Source organism: Pseudomonas viridiflava, from assembly GCF_001642795.1.
Lineage (GTDB): Bacteria > Pseudomonadota > Gammaproteobacteria > Pseudomonadales > Pseudomonadaceae > Aquipseudomonas > Aquipseudomonas viridiflava.
Genome location: NZ_LKEH01000027.1, coordinates 175,830 through 195,607, shown reverse-complemented (window position 1 = coordinate 195,607; position 19,778 = coordinate 175,830). Strand labels below are relative to the sequence as shown.

The window sequence follows — 19,778 nt, the reverse complement described above, 5'->3', positions numbered from 1 at the left end:
ACGTTTGATCGCACAGTCGATGGGTTGATGTTCGATGCATCGTGTTCAGGCAGTACGTAACGTTCCTGAATAAACAGGCTTGAGCCGTGAGTGGCCCCGCCACGTCTACGAGGTATCGCCCTCGCGCTGCAAACACCGGTCCGTGGGAGGCGGCTTGCCGGCGATGCAGTGTGTCAGGAAAATCGCATCATCGTTCATCGCGGGCAAGCCCCCTCCCACTTACTGCGGGCAGAAGCGCCTCTCAGCGCAACCTTAACCATTCCCCACCATCTGCCACAACGACGCCCCCACCCCGGTAATACTCTCCCCTGCAATCAGCCCCGCCGCCGCGGTAATCGCGAACCGCTCGGTCAGGCTCGCCCAGCGGCAGCTCACCAGCCAGGTCACGATTGCGCCGAGGGCCATCATCAGTGATACCGATGCCGGCAGTACGAAGGCCAGACCCAGCGCGGCGGTGCTGGGGAGGAATCTGGCGCGGCGTGTGGACAACACACTGTCGAGAATGCCCAGCAGCAGCCCTGCCAGGCCGCCGATGAAGATCGCCCAGCGGATGCTCGTGGAAAGCGAGTCCAGCCCGTGGGTCAGGGTTTGTGCCACGGCTTTCCAGGTAGCGACGGCGGGCGCAGGCCATTCTTCGGTGAGCAGCATGTTCTGCGGGTCGGGGATCAGGGCCAGATAGGCGAACACGCCAACGATGCTGCCAACGAAGATCCCCAGAGTTTGCGCGATCAATTGTTTGCGCGGCGTTGCACCGATGGCGCGGCCGACCTTGAAGTCGTTCATCAGGTCAGTGCACTGCCCGGCCGAACCGCCTGCGGTGTTGGCGCTCATCAGGTTGATCGGCACCTGACCCGGTGCGACGATGCCGAAGCTCAACTGGGACAACTGTCCGATGGCGCCGATGGGTGGAATGCCAGTGGCACCGACCACTCGGGCAGCCACTGCGGCCAGGCAGATGGCCAATGGAATGGTCAGCAGCGCCATCCACAGATTGATGCCGAACAACAGGGCCTGCAGGCTGACCACCAACACGATTGCCAGCGCGAAACCGGCTGCCGGTCCAGGCTTTGGCAGGGCCCAGGTTTTGCCGCCCTCCGCCCGGGTGGTTTTGTGCAGTGACCAAAGCCGTATCGCCAGCGACGCGAGTGTCGAGCAGACCATCAGGCTCACGCCCGGCCACAGTAACCACTCCACCAGCGCGGCGAACTGTGGTCCGCTGCTGTCGGGCGGCAACTGCACCAGCCCCTGTTCCAGCAGCCAGGGCGCCAGCCCGCCCCATGCCAGAGCGGCACCGAGCAGCAACGTCAGACCCACGCGAATGCCGATGATCGCGCCAAAGCCCACCAGCAGCAGCGAGGGGTCCGCAGTAAAGGTCAGACGCTCCAGCTGTGCGTTCGGCGACCAGCGTGGCAAGGCCCACATGAAAGTGTCGACCCACTTGACCGATGCCGACAGCAATGCAGCGCTCAGCAGCACTTTGAGACGTGTTGCGGCTTCATGGCCGTGGTTATAGATGTGCAGCAGGGTTTCCAGCGTCGCCATGCCCTCGGGAAACTTCAGCGCCTTGTCGTTGAGCAGCGAGGGGCGCAGGTACCAGGCGATCCAGATGCCCAGAAAACTCACCGAGAACACCCAGGCGATCATTGGAATCGCATCCAGTTGCTGGCCGGTGAGCAGCGTGTAGGCAGGAATCGGCGCAACCAGCCCGCCGGAAATGATCGATGCGGCGGCAGAAGCGACCGTCTGGTTGATGTTGCTTTCGTGCAGGGTCCAGGGCAATTGCGTACTCGAACGCCGGGCCAGCCCCTGCCAGATGCCATAGCCGATCAGCAAGGCAATGATCGACATGTTGAACGACCAGCCGATCTTGAGTCCCGCGTACACATTGGAAGGCGTCAGGAGGATACCGAGCACGATCCCGGTAACCACAGCGCGCAGGCTGAGCTCACGCTCTACAGGTCCGGCCAGCGAAGTCGTCGACGAAAGCGATGGCGAGGCTTGGTGCATGCGAATTCCTTATCGGCAATGGGACAGCGCGGTCACTCAACGCGGCGGCTTAACAAGTGAGCGCTGTATCGTCGGAAGGTTCAGGGTGCGGTGCAAAGCTGCCGGGCGAGATCGATGAGACTGTCGGCTTCGTAGTCCCAGTCCTGGGCATAATCCGCGTCGGGCGCGGGCGCTCCACCGTACTCCATGGGCCGATGGACAAAAGCCGTCATCAGGCCGCAATCCCTGGCTGCCGCCAGATCGCTGTGATGGCACGCCACCAGACATAACTGCTGGGGTTTCAGGCCCAGGGCATCGACTGTCGTCAGGTAGGCGGCAGGCTCCGGTTTGTAGGTCTGGGCAAATTCAGCGCCCAGCAAGGCGTCCCACTGCAAGCCGTTGTAGCGGTTCATCGCGATCATCAGCTCGACGTTGGCGTTGGACAGGGTCACGACAGGCAGACGCTCGCGCAGTCGCACCAGCCCTTCAGGCACATCGGGCCAGGGATCCAGTCGGCGCCAGGCATGGGCGAGCCGCCATAACTCATCGGGCTGAATCCGGCCGACGTTCAGGCCGTGGGTCGTCAACAGCTGTTGCAGCGTCTCGTGGTGCAAGGTGTCCAGCACCACGAAGCCTCTTGCCTCATTGATGCACTCGCGCATTGCCGGGGCGTACAGCTTGCGCCACTGCAACGCGAACTCGGCCGGGCTGACCGAAGGCAGGTTGTTCGCCAGAAACGCTGCGGTTTCGCGGGCAATACCCGAATGCCAGTCAACCACTGTACCGAAGACATCAAACGCCAGCGCTTTTGGAAGCGTCATCGGGCTCCTCCTGAAGTTGCCATCGGGAACCACTGTAGTGAGTAAACGCGCGTCTGGCGAACAGGGATTGATCGGGCGATGCCGGCCGGATCAACTTGGCTGGTGAGACGTGCGTGCCTGCGAAGGTGATTTTGCGTCCAGTTTCAGGTTCTTGCGGATGGCCGCATCCAGAAAACCCGCTGGCGCAAAGCGGCGCATGAATTGAAACTGGCCAGCGGTTTTACCGGCGGTATAACGCAGCTTCGGACGCTCGGCACGCGCAGCCTTGAGCACCACCTGGGCGACTACCTCCGGGCTGTCGGCATTGGCCATGGCGTGGTTGACCGCTTTGGACACCCTGGCCCGCACGTCCTGATAGAGCTCAAGCTTGGCGTCGGCTTCGAGGTTGTTGGTTTCGAACGAGGTCTTGGTATAGCCAGGCTCGATGATCGTGACCCGGATGCCAAAGGTGCGCAATTCGTGATCCAGAGATTCCGAGTACCCTTCCACCGCATGCTTGCTGGCCGCATACAACGCCACGAACGGCACCGGCACGATGCCCAGAATGGAGCCGATGTTGATGATTCGGCCGCCTCCCTGCCGACGCATGTGCGGTACGACCGCACGAGTGGTGCGCACAATGCCCAGAAAGTTGGTATCGAAGATCGCCTTGGCCTGCTCGATCGAGCTCTCTTCAGCTGCTGCAGGCGCAAGTCCGAATCCGGCGTTGTTGACCAGCAGGTCGATACGCCCTTCCAGCACCAGCAGTTCCTTGATCGCCGCCTCGACGGACGCATCGTCCGTCACATCGAGGGCCAGCATCGAAAAGTTACGCTGTCCGCTCTGATTCCCTTTCCGGCTGGTTCCGTACACGGTATAGCCTGCCGCAACGAGCGCATTGGCAGTGGCTTCGCCGATGCCGGAAGAAGCGCCGGTCACCAGTGCTACAGGTTTAGGAGTCGTCATGGGAATTCCTTCGCGGGTCGATCGAATGAAGATGGCGCTATGATGATGAACGTAATCGTAGCCGTCAACGACTTTGATGCTGATCGACATCAATAGATATCTATCGCCCGAATCAAAACCTTCTATCCGCCGCTCGCGGCAGGCACCGGAATCCGTCGTAACACATCGTCGTAAGGTGCAAGATCGAGAAACGCGGTGGCTTCAAACGCCTTGCCGTCACGCATGTGAAAGATCCACGCGTAGCTGTTGTTGTAAGTCTGTCCGTCCCGCGCAACGCCAACGCCGTCCCACTGAACGATAACGTGATCGCCATCCGCCCAGACGCGCTTGCTCACAGGCCTGACCGGATTGGACAACCGCGACACGAACGGTTGCACCGCCTGTCGAACGAATGAATCGACGCCTCGATAAACGCCCGCGCTGGGACCCGAGCCCTTTATGGTCCAAACCACATCCGGCCACAGCATGTCAGTGAAGAACGTCGTCCCTCCAGCCGCCCAGCGATCAAAGGCCTGAGTCATGAGCTGCTTGTTATATGCCTCGGTATCCGGGCCGCAATCGGCATGAGCATTGCCGGAAATCAGCCCGGCGCCAATCAGGGCCGCCACTGCCAGCGCCAACGCGTGGATTTTTTTCAGAATGGAAACGTGCATCTAAAGACTCCTTTGGCCGTCACGGCATTGAAGAGCAGAAGGCCCGCCCAGGATGAGCGGGCATTTGCGAAGCTGTTACATTCGGTTTTGCAGCCGGGCACCGCCGAAGATAAGTTGCTGAACCATGGGCCGCGACACGAAGCGCTCGGGGAAGATCGGCGCGGGCGCACTGATCTGATCCAGCCGAGCGACCTGCTGCTCATCCAGTTGCAGATCAAGTGCGGCCAGATTGTCCAGCGCCTGCGCCAGCGTCCTGGCACCCAGTACCGGCGCAACCACGGCCGGATTCATGAGCGTCCAGGCCAGTGCGACCTGTGAAGCCGTGACGCCGATGTCTTTCGCGATATCACCCACGACACTGGCGATCTCCAGCGATCGCTCGGTCATGTGCCCCGATGAACTGATCACGCCCTTGCGCGTGGTCGAAACCCCCGCTTCGCTGACCTGCTGCAGATCGTCGCGGCTGTACTTGCCGCTCAGAATGCCGCCACCCAGCGGCGACCACGGCAGCACGCCAAGCCCCATCGCTTCTGCCATCGGAATCAACTCGTGCTCGACACTGCGTTCGACCAGGCTGTACTCGATCTGCAGCGCAACCAGCGGCGACCAGCCACGCAGCAGGGCCAGGGTTTGCAACTCAGCGACCTTCCACGCAGGGGTGTTGCAGATACCGAGGTAAAGCACCTTGCCGGCGCGCACCAGATCGTCGAGCGCACGCATCACTTCGTCGGCGGAGGTGGTGAAGTCCCAGGCATGCAGGTAGAGCAATTCGATGCGGTCAGTGTCGAGCTGCCTGAGGCTGGTCTCGACCGAGCGCATCAGGTTCAGCCGATGGTTGCCGCCCGAGTTCGGATTACCCGGATCACGCGCCATGGTGTACTTGGTCGAGACGACGAGGCGCTCGCGCTTGCCCTTGAGAAACTGCCCCAGGATGCGCTCCGACTCGCCGTTGGTGTAGTTGACGGCGGTGTCGATGAAATTGCCGCCCTTGTCGACATACGCATCGAATATCTGCCGTGCCTGATCGGCCTCGGCGCCCCAGCCCCAGTTGGCACCGAAGGTCATGGTGCCAAGGGCCATGGGCGAGACGCGCATACCTGATCGTCCGAGCAGACGGTAGTGGTCGAGTGCAGTGATAGTGGGCATGATGGCCTCCTTGTGGATGTGAAGTTCTGAACAGTCAGGTTCAGTCTGCCGTCAGGGAGGCGCTGCGCTGTAGCCGGATAATCCTGCGTTCTTGCACGATTATCCGAACGGGATTAAAGGCTGTTTTCATCATCGAGCGACCGGAGCCGCTATGGGTTCTCTTGAAAAACTGATCGACGTCATCAGCCGGCATGCAAGGACCGACGGCATGCACACCACGCCTGTCGCAGGTGTCAGCCTGGTTCGCTCGGGCGCGCCTACCGTGCCGATGCCGGTGGTCTACGAACCGACCCTCTGCCTGATCGTTCAGGGCCGTAAGCAGGTCGCGGCTGGCGCCTTGTCCTATGTGTACGACGCATCCACCTATCTGGTGGCGTCGGTGGACATGCCGGTCATGGGCTCGGTCATCGAGGCAAGCGAAGCATTGCCGTACCTGTGTCTCGTGCTGGATCTGGACATGGCCATCCTGAGCGAACTGGCGCTTCGGCACCCGGACACCAGCGAAAAGAGCGACCTGCCGACTGCAGGCATCGAACTCAACGCCACCACACCGGAGCTGCTCGACGCTGCGGCCAGGCTTGCCGGTCTGCTGGACACACCCCAGAATATCGATGCGCTGGCTCCGCTCATCGTCCGAGAGATGCTGTATCGGCTGCTGAGCGAGAGCGGCAACGGCATCGTCCGGCAACTGGCCCGGGCAGACAGCCGACTGCGGCAGATTGCCAAGGCGATTGCCTGGATGCGCGAGCACTACCGACAGGGTTGCCGGATCGATGACATCGCCGAACTGGCGGGCATGAGCCGCTCCACATTCCACGCGCATTTCAAGGCCGTGACGTCAATGAGTCCGCTGGAGTTTCGCAGTCAGTTGCGATTACAGGAAGCACGTCGCTTGATGGTGGCCGAGGCCGTGGACGCGGCCGGTGCGGGCTATCAGGTCGGCTACGAAAGCCCCTCGCAGTTCAGTCGGGACTACGTGCGCCTGTTCGGCCTGCCGCCTGCGAGGGATGCCAGCCGGCTGCGAAGCGCGGTCGAGCTGGGCGCAGGAAAATGAGCAGGCAGTCCGCCAGAGACCGACAGGTCAATGCACCCAGCGCACCTTGTACAGATGCAGATCCGCGACCGGCACACGCACCCCGCCGCTACCGTCGCGCTCGGCCAGATGAAAACCAAAGGCCCACCAGCTTTGCTCCACTTCGACCCAGGCCATGCGCTCATCCATAACGCTCAATGCCTTGACCCTTGAAGCCGAGCGTAAAGGCTCGAACGTCGAAAACACACCGCTGTCCAGGCTGAACAGCCAGACGCCATCATCGGTTGTGACCGCATAACGACCATCGCCAAGCGCCGACAGGTCATGGCCATCGCGCCTTCCCGGCAACGTCCAGCGCTCAGATTCCTGCAACACGGGTGATGCGCGGTCGCCGCTCAGCGTGAAGGCCTGCAACAGGTCATGGGACAACGCGAACAGACGCTGACGCTGCTCATCCCAGACCACGCCGTGCCCCGAGGGCAGCGGCGTCTCGAACAGCGGCGTTTCATTGCGGTACCGATCGTAGAGCTGCAGCCGGTCGCCCCGGGGCTCAATCGACAACGCGACGGCGATCAAACCGTTGGGCAGGTACTCGGCCGAATGCGCCATGGGTGCCAGGGCCCGGAACAGAACCCGGCCGGATGCCCGATCGAGCAAGACCACACCGCCCGTCGAAGACGTCACCAGAATGGCGCGGCCACCCTCGACCGGCTTGCATTCGTCGATATGCGACAGCAGCTTCTGGCGGTAGGCGTCCGGCAAGTCCTTCGCCTGAGCCGCACTCCAGCGCCAGATCTCGTTGGCACTCGCCGCTTGCACACGGTACTCGCGAACCTGATCGTCTCCGCAGGCATACAGTCTTTCGGCCGACCGGGCGACAGTCGCTGTGGCGGTCAGCAGGAGTACGAGCAGGCAGTGAAGCGTTCGCATTATTGAACCTCATGGGCCGGACAGACGAAAAACCGCTTACAGGAAAAAGCAGGCCCGCAGCGGAATCAGCGCCGCGCCGCGGGCGGCGGCGTCACAACTCTGTTGCCCCATCACCAGACTGGGTCGTGTGGCCGTGATGCCGTAACGGTCGCCGCCCCAGTATTCGACTCGCGCCATCAGCGCTTCGCCAAGCGCGACCGGCAATTGCCCGCCAAACACGATGGCCTGAGGATCGAGAATGCCGCTGAGCGAGTTGATGATGCGGTTCAGGCAAGGCATCACCCGGTCGACCCAAGCGTCAACGCCTGGCCACCGAGGATCGAACCGCAGCGAAATGTCTTCGATGGAATCGACGTCAACGCCCTGCTCCTGAAGCATTTCCAGCAGGTAACGCAGGGCCGGACGCACCTCCTGCTCTTCGCGCGTCAGTATCGAACTGAGTTCGCCAGCGTTGCCGTTGGCACCGAAAAACGGTTTGCCCTCGATCACCAGCCCGCCACCGAAACCGTAGTTGAACCCCAGGTACACAAAGGAGCGCGCCCAGCGTCCGGCACCGCACAGGCTCTCGCCCACAGCAGCCGCGCTGACGCTGTTTTCGATCCAGACCGGCAGGCCGAAGGTTTCTTCCAGCAGTGGCTGCAGATCGATCAATGACCAGTCGCGTAACGGCTCCGGCGCGTTGATCTGTCGACGATTGGCGACGAAGTAGCCGTTGATCGAGAACCCGACGCCGATCAGGCTCGCCTTGTCCACGCCATTGCGGACACAGATCCTGTCCAGCGCCGTGCTCAACCGCTCCAGCGTGGTCTGGCGACTCAGCGGCGGAAACCGGAAGCGCACCTCCTCCACCAGTTCGCAATCCAGCGCGGTCAACGAAAGGATGGCGCAATCGGTATTGATCGCGATGCCGACGCTGAAAACGGTTCTGGCTGCCAATTGCAGGCTGGGCGAAGGCTTGCCGCGTCCTGCACCGGAGGCAGGCGGCCCGGCCTGTAACAGGTCGCACGCCAGCAGCGCACTGATGATCCGGTGGGTCGACTGCTGGGTCAGGTGGCTCAATTGACCGACACGGGACTGGCTGATACTGCCTTCACGCCGGATGACATCCAGAATGAACCGCTCGTTATCCGATACGTGAATCCCTTCATTGAGCGTGCGATTGGGCAAGAAACGTCTCCTTTGTCAGAGTGCGTGTGAGTACGACGCATATTTTCACACTTAATGTTTAAATCTGATGACAACCTTTGGATTTCGAACGTACGCAGCCGCCTGCCCAGGCAGACCTTTAGCAAAAAGCCTTTTAAGCCCTGCCTATGAACACGGCGCGCATCAAATCCTGATGAAATCTCCAACCGATTATAGCCAGTCATTTTTATTTAACACTTTAAGCGTAAATAAAAAGCCAGACCTCTTCGGCCTCCACGAGATTTCACCATGATGACCAGAACCCGTGCCTGTTACCCGCTTGTTTCCGGCGCTGTGCTGCTTACCCTCATCACCCCTGCAGTTGCCCAGGACTCATCCGGCAAAAGCGATGCGCCGGCGGCGGAAAGCGTCACGGTCACGGGGTACGTCAAACAGAACCGCGAGGAAATTCGCGCCAAACGCAACACGTCTCAGGTCGCCGACTTCATCTCGTCCGACGAACTGGGCCAGCAGCCCGACCTGAACGTGGCCGACTCCCTGCGCCGCCTCCCGGACGTGACCACCGAATTCGATGAAGACGAAGGTCGCTTCGTCTCCATACGCGGCCTGCCCTCGCGCTTCACGACGACCACCTTCGACGGCGCGATGATTCCTGATGGCTGGTTCGCGCTGGGCCGACAGACCGACCTGGAAGCCATCCCCGGCGTCGCACTCAAACGTGTGGCGGTCTACAAGAGCCTGACGCCCGACCTGCAACCGGCAATTGCCGGGATCGTCGATTTGCAACCGATCAGCGCGTTCGATTACAGCGGCTTTCAGGCCGTTGCCGATGCCAAGGTCGGGCGCTACAGCAACATGAGCGTACCGGGCGGGCCTTCCAGCCCTTCCGCGATCATCGACGGCAGAGTCAACGACCGCTTCGGCGAGGACAAACAATTCGGCTACATGCTGGCGGGCAGTTTCTCCGACCGCAGTCGCGATCAGGAAAAGGACATCCGTACCATCAACTACAGCGCGGCCGGCACGCCGTCAGTGGACCGTCGTGATCAGGCGCAGTACACCAACCGGCTGGATCGCTGGAGTCTGCTGGGACGCCTGGAATACAAGCCCAGCGAAAACCTTTACTCATCGCTGCTCGGCGCGCACTACAGCTACGACTCGGACGAATACCGCTACCTGAACATTCTCGAAGATCGCTCGCCGCGCAACATCACCGATGTCAGCGGCAGTTATTCCCAGGGCCGCAATCGCTATCGCGTCGACTACTTCCCGGAAACCACGGCAACGGATCTGGCCATCTGGGACGTCGACTTCAAGCCTGCCGATCAACAGCGCCTGACCAGCAAACTCTACGCGGCCCGCAGCACCTATGAGCGCAAGGATGACGGCCAGTTTGAATTCCGCTCGGCTTACGGCTCCAATTTCGGCTACCAGTACGACCTGAAGAGCCAGGACGCCGACAATCGCGACATGTCCACCATCACGCCCGCCAACCCTTCGGCGGCCAGCACGCCATCGAACTATCAGTTGTTCAACATCCAGCCGGAAAAGCTGGAGCGCCAGCAGACCATCAAGGAATGGCAAGGAACCTACGGTTTCAACACCGACCCGCAGGACCGGGGACTGGGTGCCAAGGTGGGCACAAGCTGGCGACGCATGGAGGTCACTCAGGACATCGATCAACAGACCTTCCTGCCCACCAGCGCAGCCAGCCTCCCTGCCAGCTCGTTCAGCAACGCGGGCGACTACTACAAGGCAACCAACCGTTTCTTCGCCGACAACCCCGGACTGTTCCGGCTCGATCAAGCCAACAGCACGCTGCTCAGCACCCAGAACGACCTCAGTTATCAGGAAGACATTGCCGCAGGCTTCGGCCTGCTCAGGTATCGCGGCGAGCGTTTCGAAGTGCTCGGTGGCGCGCGCTATGAACACACCCGTTTTGATTCCTCGGCCTTTCAGAACAACAGCGGCACACTCAACCCCAGCAGCAACTCCGGCAGCTACGACAACGTATTGCCCTCGTTCAGCGCCTTTTACGACCTGACGCCCTCGGTGCGCCTGCGTGCGGGTTTCAGCCAGTCACTGGGTCGGCCGAATCCGGAATACGTGGTGCCGCTGAACAGCGTCAGTCAGGTGGACGGCGCTATCAGCATCAACCGTGGCAACCCGAGCCTCAAACCCATCACGTCCAACAACTACGATCTGGCCGCCGATTACTACTTCGGCCAGGGCGCGCTGCTGTCCATGGCGCTGTTTCAGAAGGACCTGAAAAACGAAATCTTCGTCGGCAGCTCCAGCAGCACAGACAGTACGGGTATTCAGACCACGATCTCGCAACCCCTCAACACCTCGACGGCGCAGGTCCGTGGCGTGTCGATCAACCTGATCAAGGACCGCCTGGCCTTTCTGCCCGCGCCGTTCGACGGGCTGGGTTTCAAGCTCAACAGCACCTGGCTCGACGGGTCGATGAATGTGCCGATGGCCGACGGCTCGACGCGTCGGGCGAGCCAGTTGGTCGGCGCGCCCAAGCAGCAATACAACGCCACGCTGATGTACGGCATCGGCGATCTCAAGTCGCAGATCAGCTATGCCGTGGTCGGCGACCGGCGCACCAGCCTCAGCGTTCAGAACCCGCGCCAGGACAAGTTCGAAGAGCGCTATGGGCAACTGGATGCCCAGGTCAGTTACGCGCTCAACGCCAACCTGACCCTTTACACCGAAGGGCGAAACCTCACCGACCAGAAGCGTCTGATCCGCGACGCGGACAACAACCTGCTTGAGCGCAACAGCTTCGGGCAGTCCTTCTGGGTCGGCATGAAAGTCAAACTCTGACGCGCCCTGCTGCCTCGCTTTCCACACCTGAACACCACGGAGATACCCGTCGATGCAATCGTCCATGTCCATTGTCAGCTTGATCGAAGGCGCCAGTCCGGTTGCCCAGACCGTCATGTTTATTCTGTTGCTGGCCTCTGCGGTCAGTTGGTTACTGATCTTTCTTCGCAGCTACGATCTGCGACGCGACAGCGGTGAACTGGCCGATTTCGAGCGACGCTTTCATTCAGGCACCGACCTCAACCAGTTGTACAAGGAACTGCCCGACCAGCCCGGTGGCGCAGGCAAGGTATTTCGCGATGGCTTCCGCCACTTCTGCCAACTGACCCACGCCAACACCGATCCGACCGTGACCATGGATGCCGTGGGCAGCGCGCTGCGTCTGGCGTTGTCGCGCGAAGGCATGCGCCTGAATCGTCGCCTGGTGATCCTGGCGACCATCAGCTCGGTCAGTCCCTACATCGGCCTGTTCGGCACGGTGTGGGGAATCATGGGTTCGTTTCAGGCACTCGGGGCCACGGCGCAGGCGACGCTCGCCACCGTGGCGCCGTGGATTGCCGAAGCGCTGGTGGCCACCGCCATCGGCCTGTTCACCGCGATTCCTGCAGTGATCGCGTACAACTTCCTGTCGAAAAAGGTCGCCGATTTGCAGACCCGGCTGGCAGACCTGGCCGAAGAGTTGCACACCCTGCTGCTGACCAGCCTGCATGCCCGCAGTCACCTGCACATGGCCGCGAGGGAAAGCGCATGAATCAGAAAGGCTCGTTCCACGCGGTCTCCCGAGGCAGGATTTCCAGCGAAATGAACGTCGTGCCGTTCATTGATGTGGTGCTGGTGCTGCTGGTGATTTTCATGGTCGCCACGCCGCTGATGACTCAGGGGGTGCACGTTGACCTGCCGCGCCTCGGCGCGCAGGCGATTGACGCACCGGATCACCCGCCGCTGGTTATCAGCATCGACGCCGAAGGCCTGTATTACCTGAATCGCGGCGAGGACCCGCGCGTCCAGCTGGCGCTGTCCACCGTAGGTCAGCAAGTGCACGATGCGCTCGGCGACCAGACCAATACCGCCGTGCTGATTCGCGGCGACCGTGCTGTCAGCTACGGGCGGATCATGGAGTTGATGGGCGCCTTACAGCAGGCCGGTGTACCCAATGTCGGGTTGATCTCACAAACCCCGGATACCGCGCCATGAAGACCGCTCTGAAACACGCGATGCACACCGCATCCCCGCTTCCCGACATGGGCATCTCGTTCACTGCGGCCAGCAATCAATTAGCCGAATCAGGCGTGCGCTGTCGCTTCCACCCTCAGAGTGACGATGGCGCATGGAAAGCCGTGCCCGTCAGCTACCTGACAATCAGGCCCGACCTCAGGCTGGTCGCCCCGCTACGCACGTCACCGGCAAGCGATCCTGCGCCTGCGTCGGCACGCGCAGCATTGCTGCTCATCCCTTTAGTGGTGGCCGTGCATTTTCTGGCAGCGTGGCTCGGCAGCACGGCATCCGCCCCCTCGACAGCCGAGCCGGACAGGCAGACGGTGGTGATCCACACCGGACTGGCCGCGGACCCTGCCATTGCAGCCGCTGCCGCAGCAAGCGCTCGCGCTGCAGAGGCGCAACGTCAGCAGGCGGCCGAACAACAGAAACAGGCGGTGGCGGAACAGGCCGCCAGACAACAGGCTCAGCTCGAAGCCAGCCGACTGGCAGAACAGGCTGATATTCAGGCGCGACAGAAACCGCCACGACAACCCACGTCCAAACCGGCACCGCATCCAGCCCCCGCTGCGCCCGCCAAAGCCTCAACGCCAGCACCTGCCAGCTCAAACACAGCCCCGGCCGCAACCGAGGCGAAACCTGCGCCGTCGGTACCCGGCCCCGCCACCGATGTCGCCGCAACCGCTGGCAAACAGTACCTGCCGCTGACCAAGGCTGCGCCCGACTATCCGGCTTCAGCGCTTGAAAACGAGCTGGAAGGTGACTGCACGGTGGAGTACGACCTGATGCCCGATGGCACGACGACGGCAGCACGACTGATCAAGGGGCAATGCGATGCGTCCCACTTCGGAGCCGCCTCGCTCAAGGCCGCCGCCGGTTTCCGCTACAGCCCGCAAGTTGCCGACGGCCACCCGGTCAAGGTCATCGGCGTGCGCAACACGTTTCGTTACCGGCTGCAGAATGCTCAGTGAGGTTGCGCAGCCGCGTGCGCAGGGCTTGCGGCGAAGATGACGTTCATCATTACGGATGATAGTAACCTTCGATTTATTCGATTCGTTAATAACACCCTGCGCGCAACAGAATCCGCCCATCCTTACTTTCGGCGGAACTTCCCATGCCCCAGACACTCGCTCATCTGCGCTATCCCCTCACTGCCCTTGCACTGGTCGTGATCAGCGCCTGTGGTCGCGCACCTGAGGCCACTCAGGCGCCTGCCGCGGCCAAGGTCACCGTCGCCAAAGTGCTCGAACAACCCATCAACGAATGGGACGAGTTCACCGGCCGCCTCGAAGCACCGGAAACCGTCGAAGTTCGTCCACGTGTTTCCGGCCAGATCGATCAGGTGGCCTTCACCGACGGATCGCTGGTCAAGAAAGGCGACCTGCTGTTCCAGATCGACCCACGTCCATTCCAGTCTGAAGTACGCCGCCTCGAAGCCCAATTGCAGCAAGCGCGGGCCGTGGCTGTACGCAGCGACAACGAAGCCCAGCGCGGCGAGCGCCTGCGCACCAACAATGCCATTTCCGCCGAGCTGGCAGACTCGCGTACCACCTCCGCGCAGGAAGCCAAGGCCGGCGTCGCCGCGATTCAGGCGCAACTGGACCTGGCTCGCTTGAACCTCAGCTTCACCCGTGTGACTGCGCCTATTACCGGCCGCGTCAGCCGTGCCGAGATCACTGCCGGCAACATTGTGACGGCCGATGTGACAGCGCTGACCAGCGTGGTCTCCACTGACAAGGTCTACGCCTACTTCGACGCCGACGAGCGTGTATTCCTCAAGTACACCGAACTGGCCCGCAAGGGTCAGCGCGGTCAGACCACCCCGGTTTACCTGGGCCTGTCCAACGAAAACGGCAACCCGCACCTGGGTCAGATGAACTTCGTCGACAACCAGGTCAACCCGCGCACCGGCACCATCCGCGGCCGCGCCGTGTTCGACAATAGCGATGGCAGCTTCACCCCAGGCCTGTATGCACGTCTCAAACTGGTCGGTAGTGGCACCTACTCCGCCGTGCTGATCAACGATGAAGCCGTCGGCACCGACCTGGGCAAGAAGTTCGTGCTGGTGATGGACAAGGACAACAAGCCGGCCTATCGCCCGGTCGAGCTGGGTCCGAAAATCGAAGGCCTGCGCATCGTGCGCAACGGTCTGGGCAAGGACGACACCATCGTCGTCAAAGGCTTGCAGCGTGTACGTCCCGGCCAGCCTGTGGACCCTGAAGTTACGCCGATGGCCAGTGCCGACACCCTCGCCCTGCTCCTCAAGCAACGTCAGGCCCTTGAAGCCAGCAACCCGCAACAGTCGGCGCCCAACGCGACCGCCAAACTCGCCAGCGCCACCGCGCCTCGCGGCTAAGGGACTCGTTCGATGAACTTCTCAAAATTCTTTATCTCGCGGCCGATCTTCGCCGCCGTGCTGTCACTGCTGATCCTGATCGCCGGCGCCATCTCGCTGTTCCAGTTGCCGATCAGTGAATACCCGGAAGTCGTGCCACCTACCGTCGTCGTGCGGGCCAACTTCCCGGGCGCCAACCCCAAGGTGATCGGCGAAACCGTGGCCTCGCCGCTGGAACAGGCCATTACCGGCGTCGAGAACATGCTGTACATGTCCTCGCAGGCCACTGCCGACGGCAAGCTGACACTGACCATCACCTTCGCGCTGGGCACCGACCTGGACAACGCCCAGGTGCAGGTGCAGAACCGCGTGACGCGCACCGAGCCCAAGCTGCCTGAAGAGGTGACGCGGATCGGTATCACGGTGGACAAGGCCTCGCCCGACCTGACCATGGTCGTGCACTTGACCTCGCCGGATAAACGCTACGACATGCTGTACCTGTCCAACTACGCCGTCCTGAACATCAAGGATGAGCTGGCGCGACTGGGCGGCGTGGGCGACGTGCAACTGTTCGGCATGGGCGATTACTCGCTGCGGGTCTGGCTCGATCCGAACAAGACCGCTTCGCGCAACCTGACCGCAACCGACGTGGTCAACGCGATCCGCGAACAGAACCGTCAGGTCGCTGCCGGCCAGCTGGGCGCGCCGCCCTCACCCAATGCCACCAGTTTCCAGATGTCGATCAACACGCAGGGCCGTCTGGTCACCGAGGAAGAGTTCGAAAACGTAGTAATCCGCGCGGGTGCCGATGGCGAAATCACGCGCCTTAAAGATGTGGCTCGTGTCGAACTGGGTTCCAACCAGTACGCCCTGCGCTCCTTGCTGAATAACCAGCCCGCCGTCGCATTGCCGATCTTCCAGCGTCCGGGCTCCAATGCGATCGACATCTCCAACGATGTGCGGGCCAAGATGGCCGAGCTGAAAAAAGGCTTCCCCGAGGGGATGGACTACAGCATCGTCTATGACCCGACCATCTTCGTGCGCGGCTCCATCGAGGCGGTGATCCACACCCTGTTCGAAGCACTGATTCTGGTGGTGCTGGTGGTGATCCTGTTCCTGCAGACCTGGCGCGCCTCGATCATTCCGCTGGTCGCGGTGCCGGTCTCGCTGATCGGTACATTCGCCGTGATGCACCTGTTCGGCTTCTCGCTCAACGCGCTGTCATTGTTCGGACTGGTACTGGCGATCGGTATCGTGGTGGACGATGCCATCGTGGTGGTGGAGAACGTCGAGCGTAACATCGAGCTGGGGCTCGAACCGGTCGCAGCAACGCATAAAGCCATGGCCGAAGTGACCGGGCCGATCATCGCCACAGCACTGGTGCTCTGTGCGGTGTTCGTACCTGCCGCGTTCATTTCCGGGCTTACCGGGCAGTTCTATAAACAGTTCGCGCTGACCATCGCCATCTCGACCGTGATCTCGGCGTTCAACTCGCTGACCCTGTCGCCTGCGCTGGCCGCGGTGCTGCTCAAGGCTCACGATGCGCCGAAGGACCGCTTCTCGCGCTTCCTCGACAGGATGCTGGGTGGCTGGCTGTTCCGTCCGTTCAACCGCTTCTTCGAGAAAGCCAGTCATGGCTATGTCGGCACGGTTGCACGTGTGATTCGCAGCAGCGGCATCGCCCTGCTGGTGTACGCAGGCCTGATGGTGCTGACCTGGATGGGTTTCTCCAGCACACCTACCGGTTTCGTGCCCAGCCAGGACAAGCAGTACCTGGTCGCCTTCGCCCAGTTGCCGGATGCGGCCAGCCTGGACCGGACCGAAGAAGTCATCAAGCGCATGTCTGACCTGGCCCTGAAACAGCCGGGCGTGGAAAACGCGATTGCTTTCCCGGGCCTGTCGATCAACGGCTTCACCAACAGCCCGAACAACGGTGTGGTGTTCGTCGCACTCAAGCCTTTTGAAGAGCGTACAGACCCGAGCCAGTCGGCCAATGCCATCGCCGGCGCGTTGAACGGCCAGTTCGCTTCGATTCAGGAAGCCTACATGGCGATCTTCCCGCCACCTCCGGTGCAGGGTCTGGGTACCATCGGCGGCTTCCGCCTGCAGATCGAAGACCGGGGCAATCTGGGCTACGACGAGCTGTACAAGGAAACCCAGAACATCATCGCCAAGAGCCGCAGCGTGCCTGAGCTGGCCGGTCTGTTCACCAGCTACACCGTGAACGTGCCGCAGGTCGATGCGTCCATCGACCGCGAAAAGGCCAAGACCCACGGCGTGGCGATCAGCGATATCTTCGACACCCTGCAGGTCTACCTGGGCTCGCTGTATGCCAACGACTTCAACCGCTTCGGTCGTACCTATCAGGTAAACGTTCAGGCTGAACAGCAGTTCCGTCAGGATGCCGACCAGATCGGTCAGCTCAAGGTGCGCAACAACCTGGGTGAAATGATCCCGCTGGCGACCTTCGTCAAGGTCACCGACACCGCAGGCCCCGACCGCGTGATGCACTACAACGGCTTCATCACGGCCGAGATCAACGGCGCTGCCGGACCGGGCTACAGCTCCGGCCAGGCCCAGGCGGCCGTCGAGAAACTGCTGAAGGAAGAGCTGCCCAATGGCATGGTCTACGAATGGACCGACCTGACCTATCAGCAGATTCTGTCGGGCAATACCGCGCTGTTCGTCTTCCCGCTCTGCGTGCTGCTGGCGTTCCTGGTACTGGCCGCCCAATACGAAAGCTGGAGCCTGCCGCTGGCGGTGATCCTGATCGTGCCAATGACGCTGCTGTCGGCAATTGCCGGGGTAATGATTGCCGGTAGCGACAACAACATCTTCACCCAGATCGGCCTGATCGTACTGGTGGGACTTGCCTGCAAGAACGCGATCCTGATCGTCGAGTTCGCCAAGGACAAACAGGAAGAAGGCATGAGCCCGCTGGATGCGGTGCTGGAAGCCTGCCGCCTGCGTCTGCGCCCGATCCTGATGACCTCGTTCGCCTTCATCATGGGTGTCGTACCGCTGGTGCTGTCCAGTGGCGCTGGTGCCGAAATGCGTCATGCCATGGGTGTAGCGGTGTTCTCCGGGATGCTCGGCGTCACCTTTTTCGGCCTGCTGCTGACCCCCGTGTTCTATGTGCTGATCCGTAACTTCGTCGAGCGCCGGGAGGCCCGCAAGGCCGCACGGGCGCAGAAACTGCAAACACTGCCTGCGGAGATGCATTGATGAGCGCGCTTAAACTCTTCGTTCCGAGCCTGCTGGTTCTGGCGCTGGCGGCCTGTGCCGTCGGCCCGGACTACAAGGCGCCTGACACCGCACCAGCGAAACTCGCCGCTGCCGCCCAGGGCAACTACGACCGTACCAAGGCCGATGCCTTGTGGTGGAAGCAGTTCGACGATCCGACCCTCGACAAACTGGTCACTCAGTCACTCAATGGCAACCGGGATCTTCGCGTCGCATTTGCCCGTTTGAAAGCGGCACGCGCCATTCGCGACGACGTGGCCAACGACGCCATGCCGGTGGTGACCAGCCGGGCCAGCAGCGATCTGGGCAAGGGTCAGCAGCCTGGCGTGACTGACCGACGCGTCAATACAGAGCGTTATGACCTGGGTCTGGACATGGCCTGGGAGCTGGACCTGTTCGGACGTATTCAGCGCCAGCTGGAAGCCAGCGACGCCGATGAAGCGGCCGCACAGGCCAACCTCTATCAACTGCAAGTCACGCTGATCGCCGAGGTGGTCGACGCCTACGGGCAGTTGCGTGGCGCACAGTTACGCGAAGCCATTGCTCGGGACAACCTGAAAAACCAGCAGGATTCCCAGGGCGTTACGACGCAGTTGCGCGACGCCGGTGTCGGCAATGAACTGGATGTGGTGCGCGCCGATGCACGACTCGCTGCCGTTGAAGCGACGGTGCCGCAACTGCAGGCCGAACAGAATCGTCAGCGCAACCGCATCGCCACCTTGCTGGGTGAGCGACCGGAAACCCTGAGCGTGGACCTGAGTCCGACCAAATTGCCAGCCATCGCCAAGGCGCTGCCCATTGGCGATCCGACCCAGGTACTGCGCAATCGTCCGGATGTGCTGGCTGCGGAACGCCAACTGGCGGCCTCGACCGCACGCATCGGCGTGGCAACCGCTGACCTGTTCCCTCGGGTCAGCCTGAGCGGATTCCTCGGTTTTACCGCAGGACGCGGTTCGCAGATCGGCTCGTCAGCGGCCAAAGCCTGGACGCTTGGTCCGAGCATCACTTGGGCAGCCTTTGATCTGGGCAGTGTTCGGGCGCAGATCCGCAGCGCCAATGCCGATGCCGAAGGTGCGCTGGCCAACTACGAGCAGCAGGTTCTGCTTGCGCTGGAGGAGTCGGAAAATGCGTTCAGCGATTACGACAAGCGCCAGCAGCGACTGCTGTCGCTGATCCGCCAGAGCGAATCCAGCCGTGCCGCAGCCCGTCTGGCCAACGTTCAGTACCGTGAAGGAACGGCTGATTTCCTCGTGCTGCTGGACGCCGAGCGCGAACGCCTGGCTGCCGAAGACTCCCAGGCTCAGGCCGAGATCGAGCTGTATCGCGGGATCGTCGCCATCTACAAGGCATTGGGTGGTGGCTGGCAGCCTCAGGCCTGACCGCTACATCCGAGTCTGCCATGCCCCGCCTTTTTCAGAGGCGGGGCATTTTTTTGCCCGTTCGAGTACCCTCGCCGTTTGACACTGACCAGCGACTCCACGAAGCTGCAAGCC

At 61.8% G+C, this 19,778-nt stretch carries 15 protein-coding genes; 8 read left to right on the top strand and 7 right to left on the bottom strand.

Annotated elements, in window-relative coordinates; translation table 11 throughout:
• Window positions 1-252: 252 nt before the first annotated feature.
• From AO065_RS16150 to AO065_RS16130, 5 genes are all read right to left on the bottom strand, one after another.
• Window positions 253-2,007, bottom strand: coding sequence for an OPT family oligopeptide transporter (locus tag AO065_RS16150; protein ID WP_004879635.1), 1,755 nt, complete (start codon window positions 2,005-2,007; stop codon window positions 253-255).
• An 80-nt stretch (window positions 2,008-2,087) separates the two neighbouring features.
• The gene (locus tag AO065_RS16145; RefSeq protein WP_004879636.1) at window positions 2,088-2,807 is read right to left on the bottom strand and encodes a haloacid dehalogenase type II; all 720 of its coding nucleotides are present in this window, start codon (window positions 2,805-2,807) and stop codon (window positions 2,088-2,090) included.
• A 90-nt stretch (window positions 2,808-2,897) separates the two neighbouring features.
• Window positions 2,898-3,752: an oxidoreductase gene (locus AO065_RS16140; RefSeq protein ID WP_032650384.1), complete on the bottom strand. Its 855-nt coding sequence runs from the start codon at window positions 3,750-3,752 to the stop codon at window positions 2,898-2,900.
• A 122-nt stretch (window positions 3,753-3,874) separates the two neighbouring features.
• The gene (locus AO065_RS16135; RefSeq protein WP_004879638.1) at window positions 3,875-4,405 is read right to left on the bottom strand and encodes a nuclear transport factor 2 family protein; all 531 of its coding nucleotides are present in this window, start codon (window positions 4,403-4,405) and stop codon (window positions 3,875-3,877) included.
• Between the two features lie 75 nt (window positions 4,406-4,480).
• Window positions 4,481-5,551, bottom strand: a complete 1,071-nt coding sequence (locus AO065_RS16130) for an aldo/keto reductase (RefSeq protein WP_004879639.1) — start codon at window positions 5,549-5,551, stop codon at window positions 4,481-4,483.
• Between the two features lie 151 nt (window positions 5,552-5,702).
• On the opposite strand from AO065_RS16130, the gene AO065_RS16125 reads away from it, so the two are divergent.
• The gene (locus AO065_RS16125; protein WP_004879640.1) at window positions 5,703-6,605 is read left to right on the top strand and encodes an AraC family transcriptional regulator; all 903 of its coding nucleotides are present in this window, start codon (window positions 5,703-5,705) and stop codon (window positions 6,603-6,605) included.
• Window positions 6,606-6,632: 27 nt separating this feature from the next.
• Here the strand turns inward: AO065_RS16125 and AO065_RS16120 are convergent, their stop codons facing one another.
• Window positions 6,633-7,514, bottom strand: coding sequence for a DUF6528 family protein (locus AO065_RS16120; protein WP_004879641.1), 882 nt, complete (start codon window positions 7,512-7,514; stop codon window positions 6,633-6,635).
• A gap of 36 nt (window positions 7,515-7,550) precedes the next feature.
• Window positions 7,551-8,681: an ROK family protein gene (locus tag AO065_RS16115; RefSeq protein WP_004879643.1), complete on the bottom strand. Its 1,131-nt coding sequence runs from the start codon at window positions 8,679-8,681 to the stop codon at window positions 7,551-7,553.
• A 267-nt stretch (window positions 8,682-8,948) separates the two neighbouring features.
• Here AO065_RS16115 and AO065_RS16110 point away from each other — a divergent pair, with 267 nt between their 5' ends.
• The 7 genes from AO065_RS16110 (at window position 8,949) to AO065_RS16080 (ending at window position 19,664) form a co-directional block, all read left to right on the top strand.
• Window positions 8,949-11,492, top strand: coding sequence for a TonB-dependent receptor (locus AO065_RS16110; protein ID WP_004879644.1), 2,544 nt, complete (start codon window positions 8,949-8,951; stop codon window positions 11,490-11,492).
• Window positions 11,493-11,556: 64 nt separating this feature from the next.
• On the top strand, window positions 11,557-12,243 hold the full coding sequence (tolQ, locus tag AO065_RS16105; RefSeq protein WP_100225889.1) for a protein TolQ: 687 nt from the start codon (window positions 11,557-11,559) through the stop codon (window positions 12,241-12,243).
• On the top strand, window positions 12,240-12,686 hold the full coding sequence (gene tolR, locus AO065_RS16100) for a protein TolR (protein WP_004879647.1): 447 nt from the start codon (window positions 12,240-12,242) through the stop codon (window positions 12,684-12,686). Before tolQ ends, tolR begins: the two co-directional genes overlap by 4 nt.
• On the top strand, window positions 12,683-13,678 hold the full coding sequence (locus tag AO065_RS27590) for an energy transducer TonB (protein ID WP_004879648.1): 996 nt from the start codon (window positions 12,683-12,685) through the stop codon (window positions 13,676-13,678). Before tolR ends, AO065_RS27590 begins: the two co-directional genes overlap by 4 nt.
• A gap of 143 nt (window positions 13,679-13,821) precedes the next feature.
• Window positions 13,822-15,063, top strand: a complete 1,242-nt coding sequence (gene mexE, locus AO065_RS16090) for a multidrug efflux RND transporter periplasmic adaptor subunit MexE (RefSeq protein WP_004879649.1) — start codon at window positions 13,822-13,824, stop codon at window positions 15,061-15,063.
• 12 nt (window positions 15,064-15,075) lie between these two features.
• Window positions 15,076-18,267 (top strand): efflux RND transporter permease subunit, encoded by a 3,192-nt coding sequence (locus AO065_RS16085; RefSeq protein WP_004879650.1) that lies wholly within the window; start codon window positions 15,076-15,078, stop codon window positions 18,265-18,267.
• The gene (locus tag AO065_RS16080; protein ID WP_004879651.1) at window positions 18,267-19,664 is read left to right on the top strand and encodes an efflux transporter outer membrane subunit; all 1,398 of its coding nucleotides are present in this window, start codon (window positions 18,267-18,269) and stop codon (window positions 19,662-19,664) included. The genes AO065_RS16085 and AO065_RS16080 overlap by 1 nt, the downstream gene beginning before the upstream one ends.
• Window positions 19,665-19,778: the final 114 nt, after the last annotated feature.

Excerpts from the sequence above, each read along its gene's own strand:
- tolQ (WP_100225889.1), top strand. The coding sequence starts at position 11,557 with ATGTCCATTGTCAGCTTGATCGAAGGCGCCAGTCCGGTTGCCCAGACC.
- AO065_RS16145 (WP_004879636.1), bottom strand. The coding sequence starts at position 2,807 with ATGACGCTTCCAAAAGCGCTGGCGTTTGATGTCTTCGGTACAGTGGTT.
- AO065_RS16135 (WP_004879638.1), bottom strand. The coding sequence starts at position 4,405 with ATGCACGTTTCCATTCTGAAAAAAATCCACGCGTTGGCGCTGGCAGTG.
- AO065_RS16130 (WP_004879639.1), bottom strand. The coding sequence starts at position 5,551 with ATGCCCACTATCACTGCACTCGACCACTACCGTCTGCTCGGACGATCA.
- AO065_RS16110 (WP_004879644.1), top strand. The coding sequence starts at position 8,949 with ATGATGACCAGAACCCGTGCCTGTTACCCGCTTGTTTCCGGCGCTGTG.
- tolR (WP_004879647.1), top strand. The coding sequence starts at position 12,240 with ATGAATCAGAAAGGCTCGTTCCACGCGGTCTCCCGAGGCAGGATTTCC.
- AO065_RS16120 (WP_004879641.1), bottom strand. The coding sequence starts at position 7,514 with ATGCGAACGCTTCACTGCCTGCTCGTACTCCTGCTGACCGCCACAGCG.
- mexE (WP_004879649.1), top strand. The coding sequence starts at position 13,822 with ATGCCCCAGACACTCGCTCATCTGCGCTATCCCCTCACTGCCCTTGCA.
- AO065_RS16150 (WP_004879635.1), bottom strand. The coding sequence starts at position 2,007 with ATGCACCAAGCCTCGCCATCGCTTTCGTCGACGACTTCGCTGGCCGGA.
- AO065_RS27590 (WP_004879648.1), top strand. The coding sequence starts at position 12,683 with ATGAAGACCGCTCTGAAACACGCGATGCACACCGCATCCCCGCTTCCC.
- AO065_RS16080 (WP_004879651.1), top strand. The coding sequence starts at position 18,267 with ATGAGCGCGCTTAAACTCTTCGTTCCGAGCCTGCTGGTTCTGGCGCTG.
- AO065_RS16140 (WP_032650384.1), bottom strand. The coding sequence starts at position 3,752 with ATGACGACTCCTAAACCTGTAGCACTGGTGACCGGCGCTTCTTCCGGC.
- AO065_RS16125 (WP_004879640.1), top strand. The coding sequence starts at position 5,703 with ATGGGTTCTCTTGAAAAACTGATCGACGTCATCAGCCGGCATGCAAGG.
- AO065_RS16085 (WP_004879650.1), top strand. The coding sequence starts at position 15,076 with ATGAACTTCTCAAAATTCTTTATCTCGCGGCCGATCTTCGCCGCCGTG.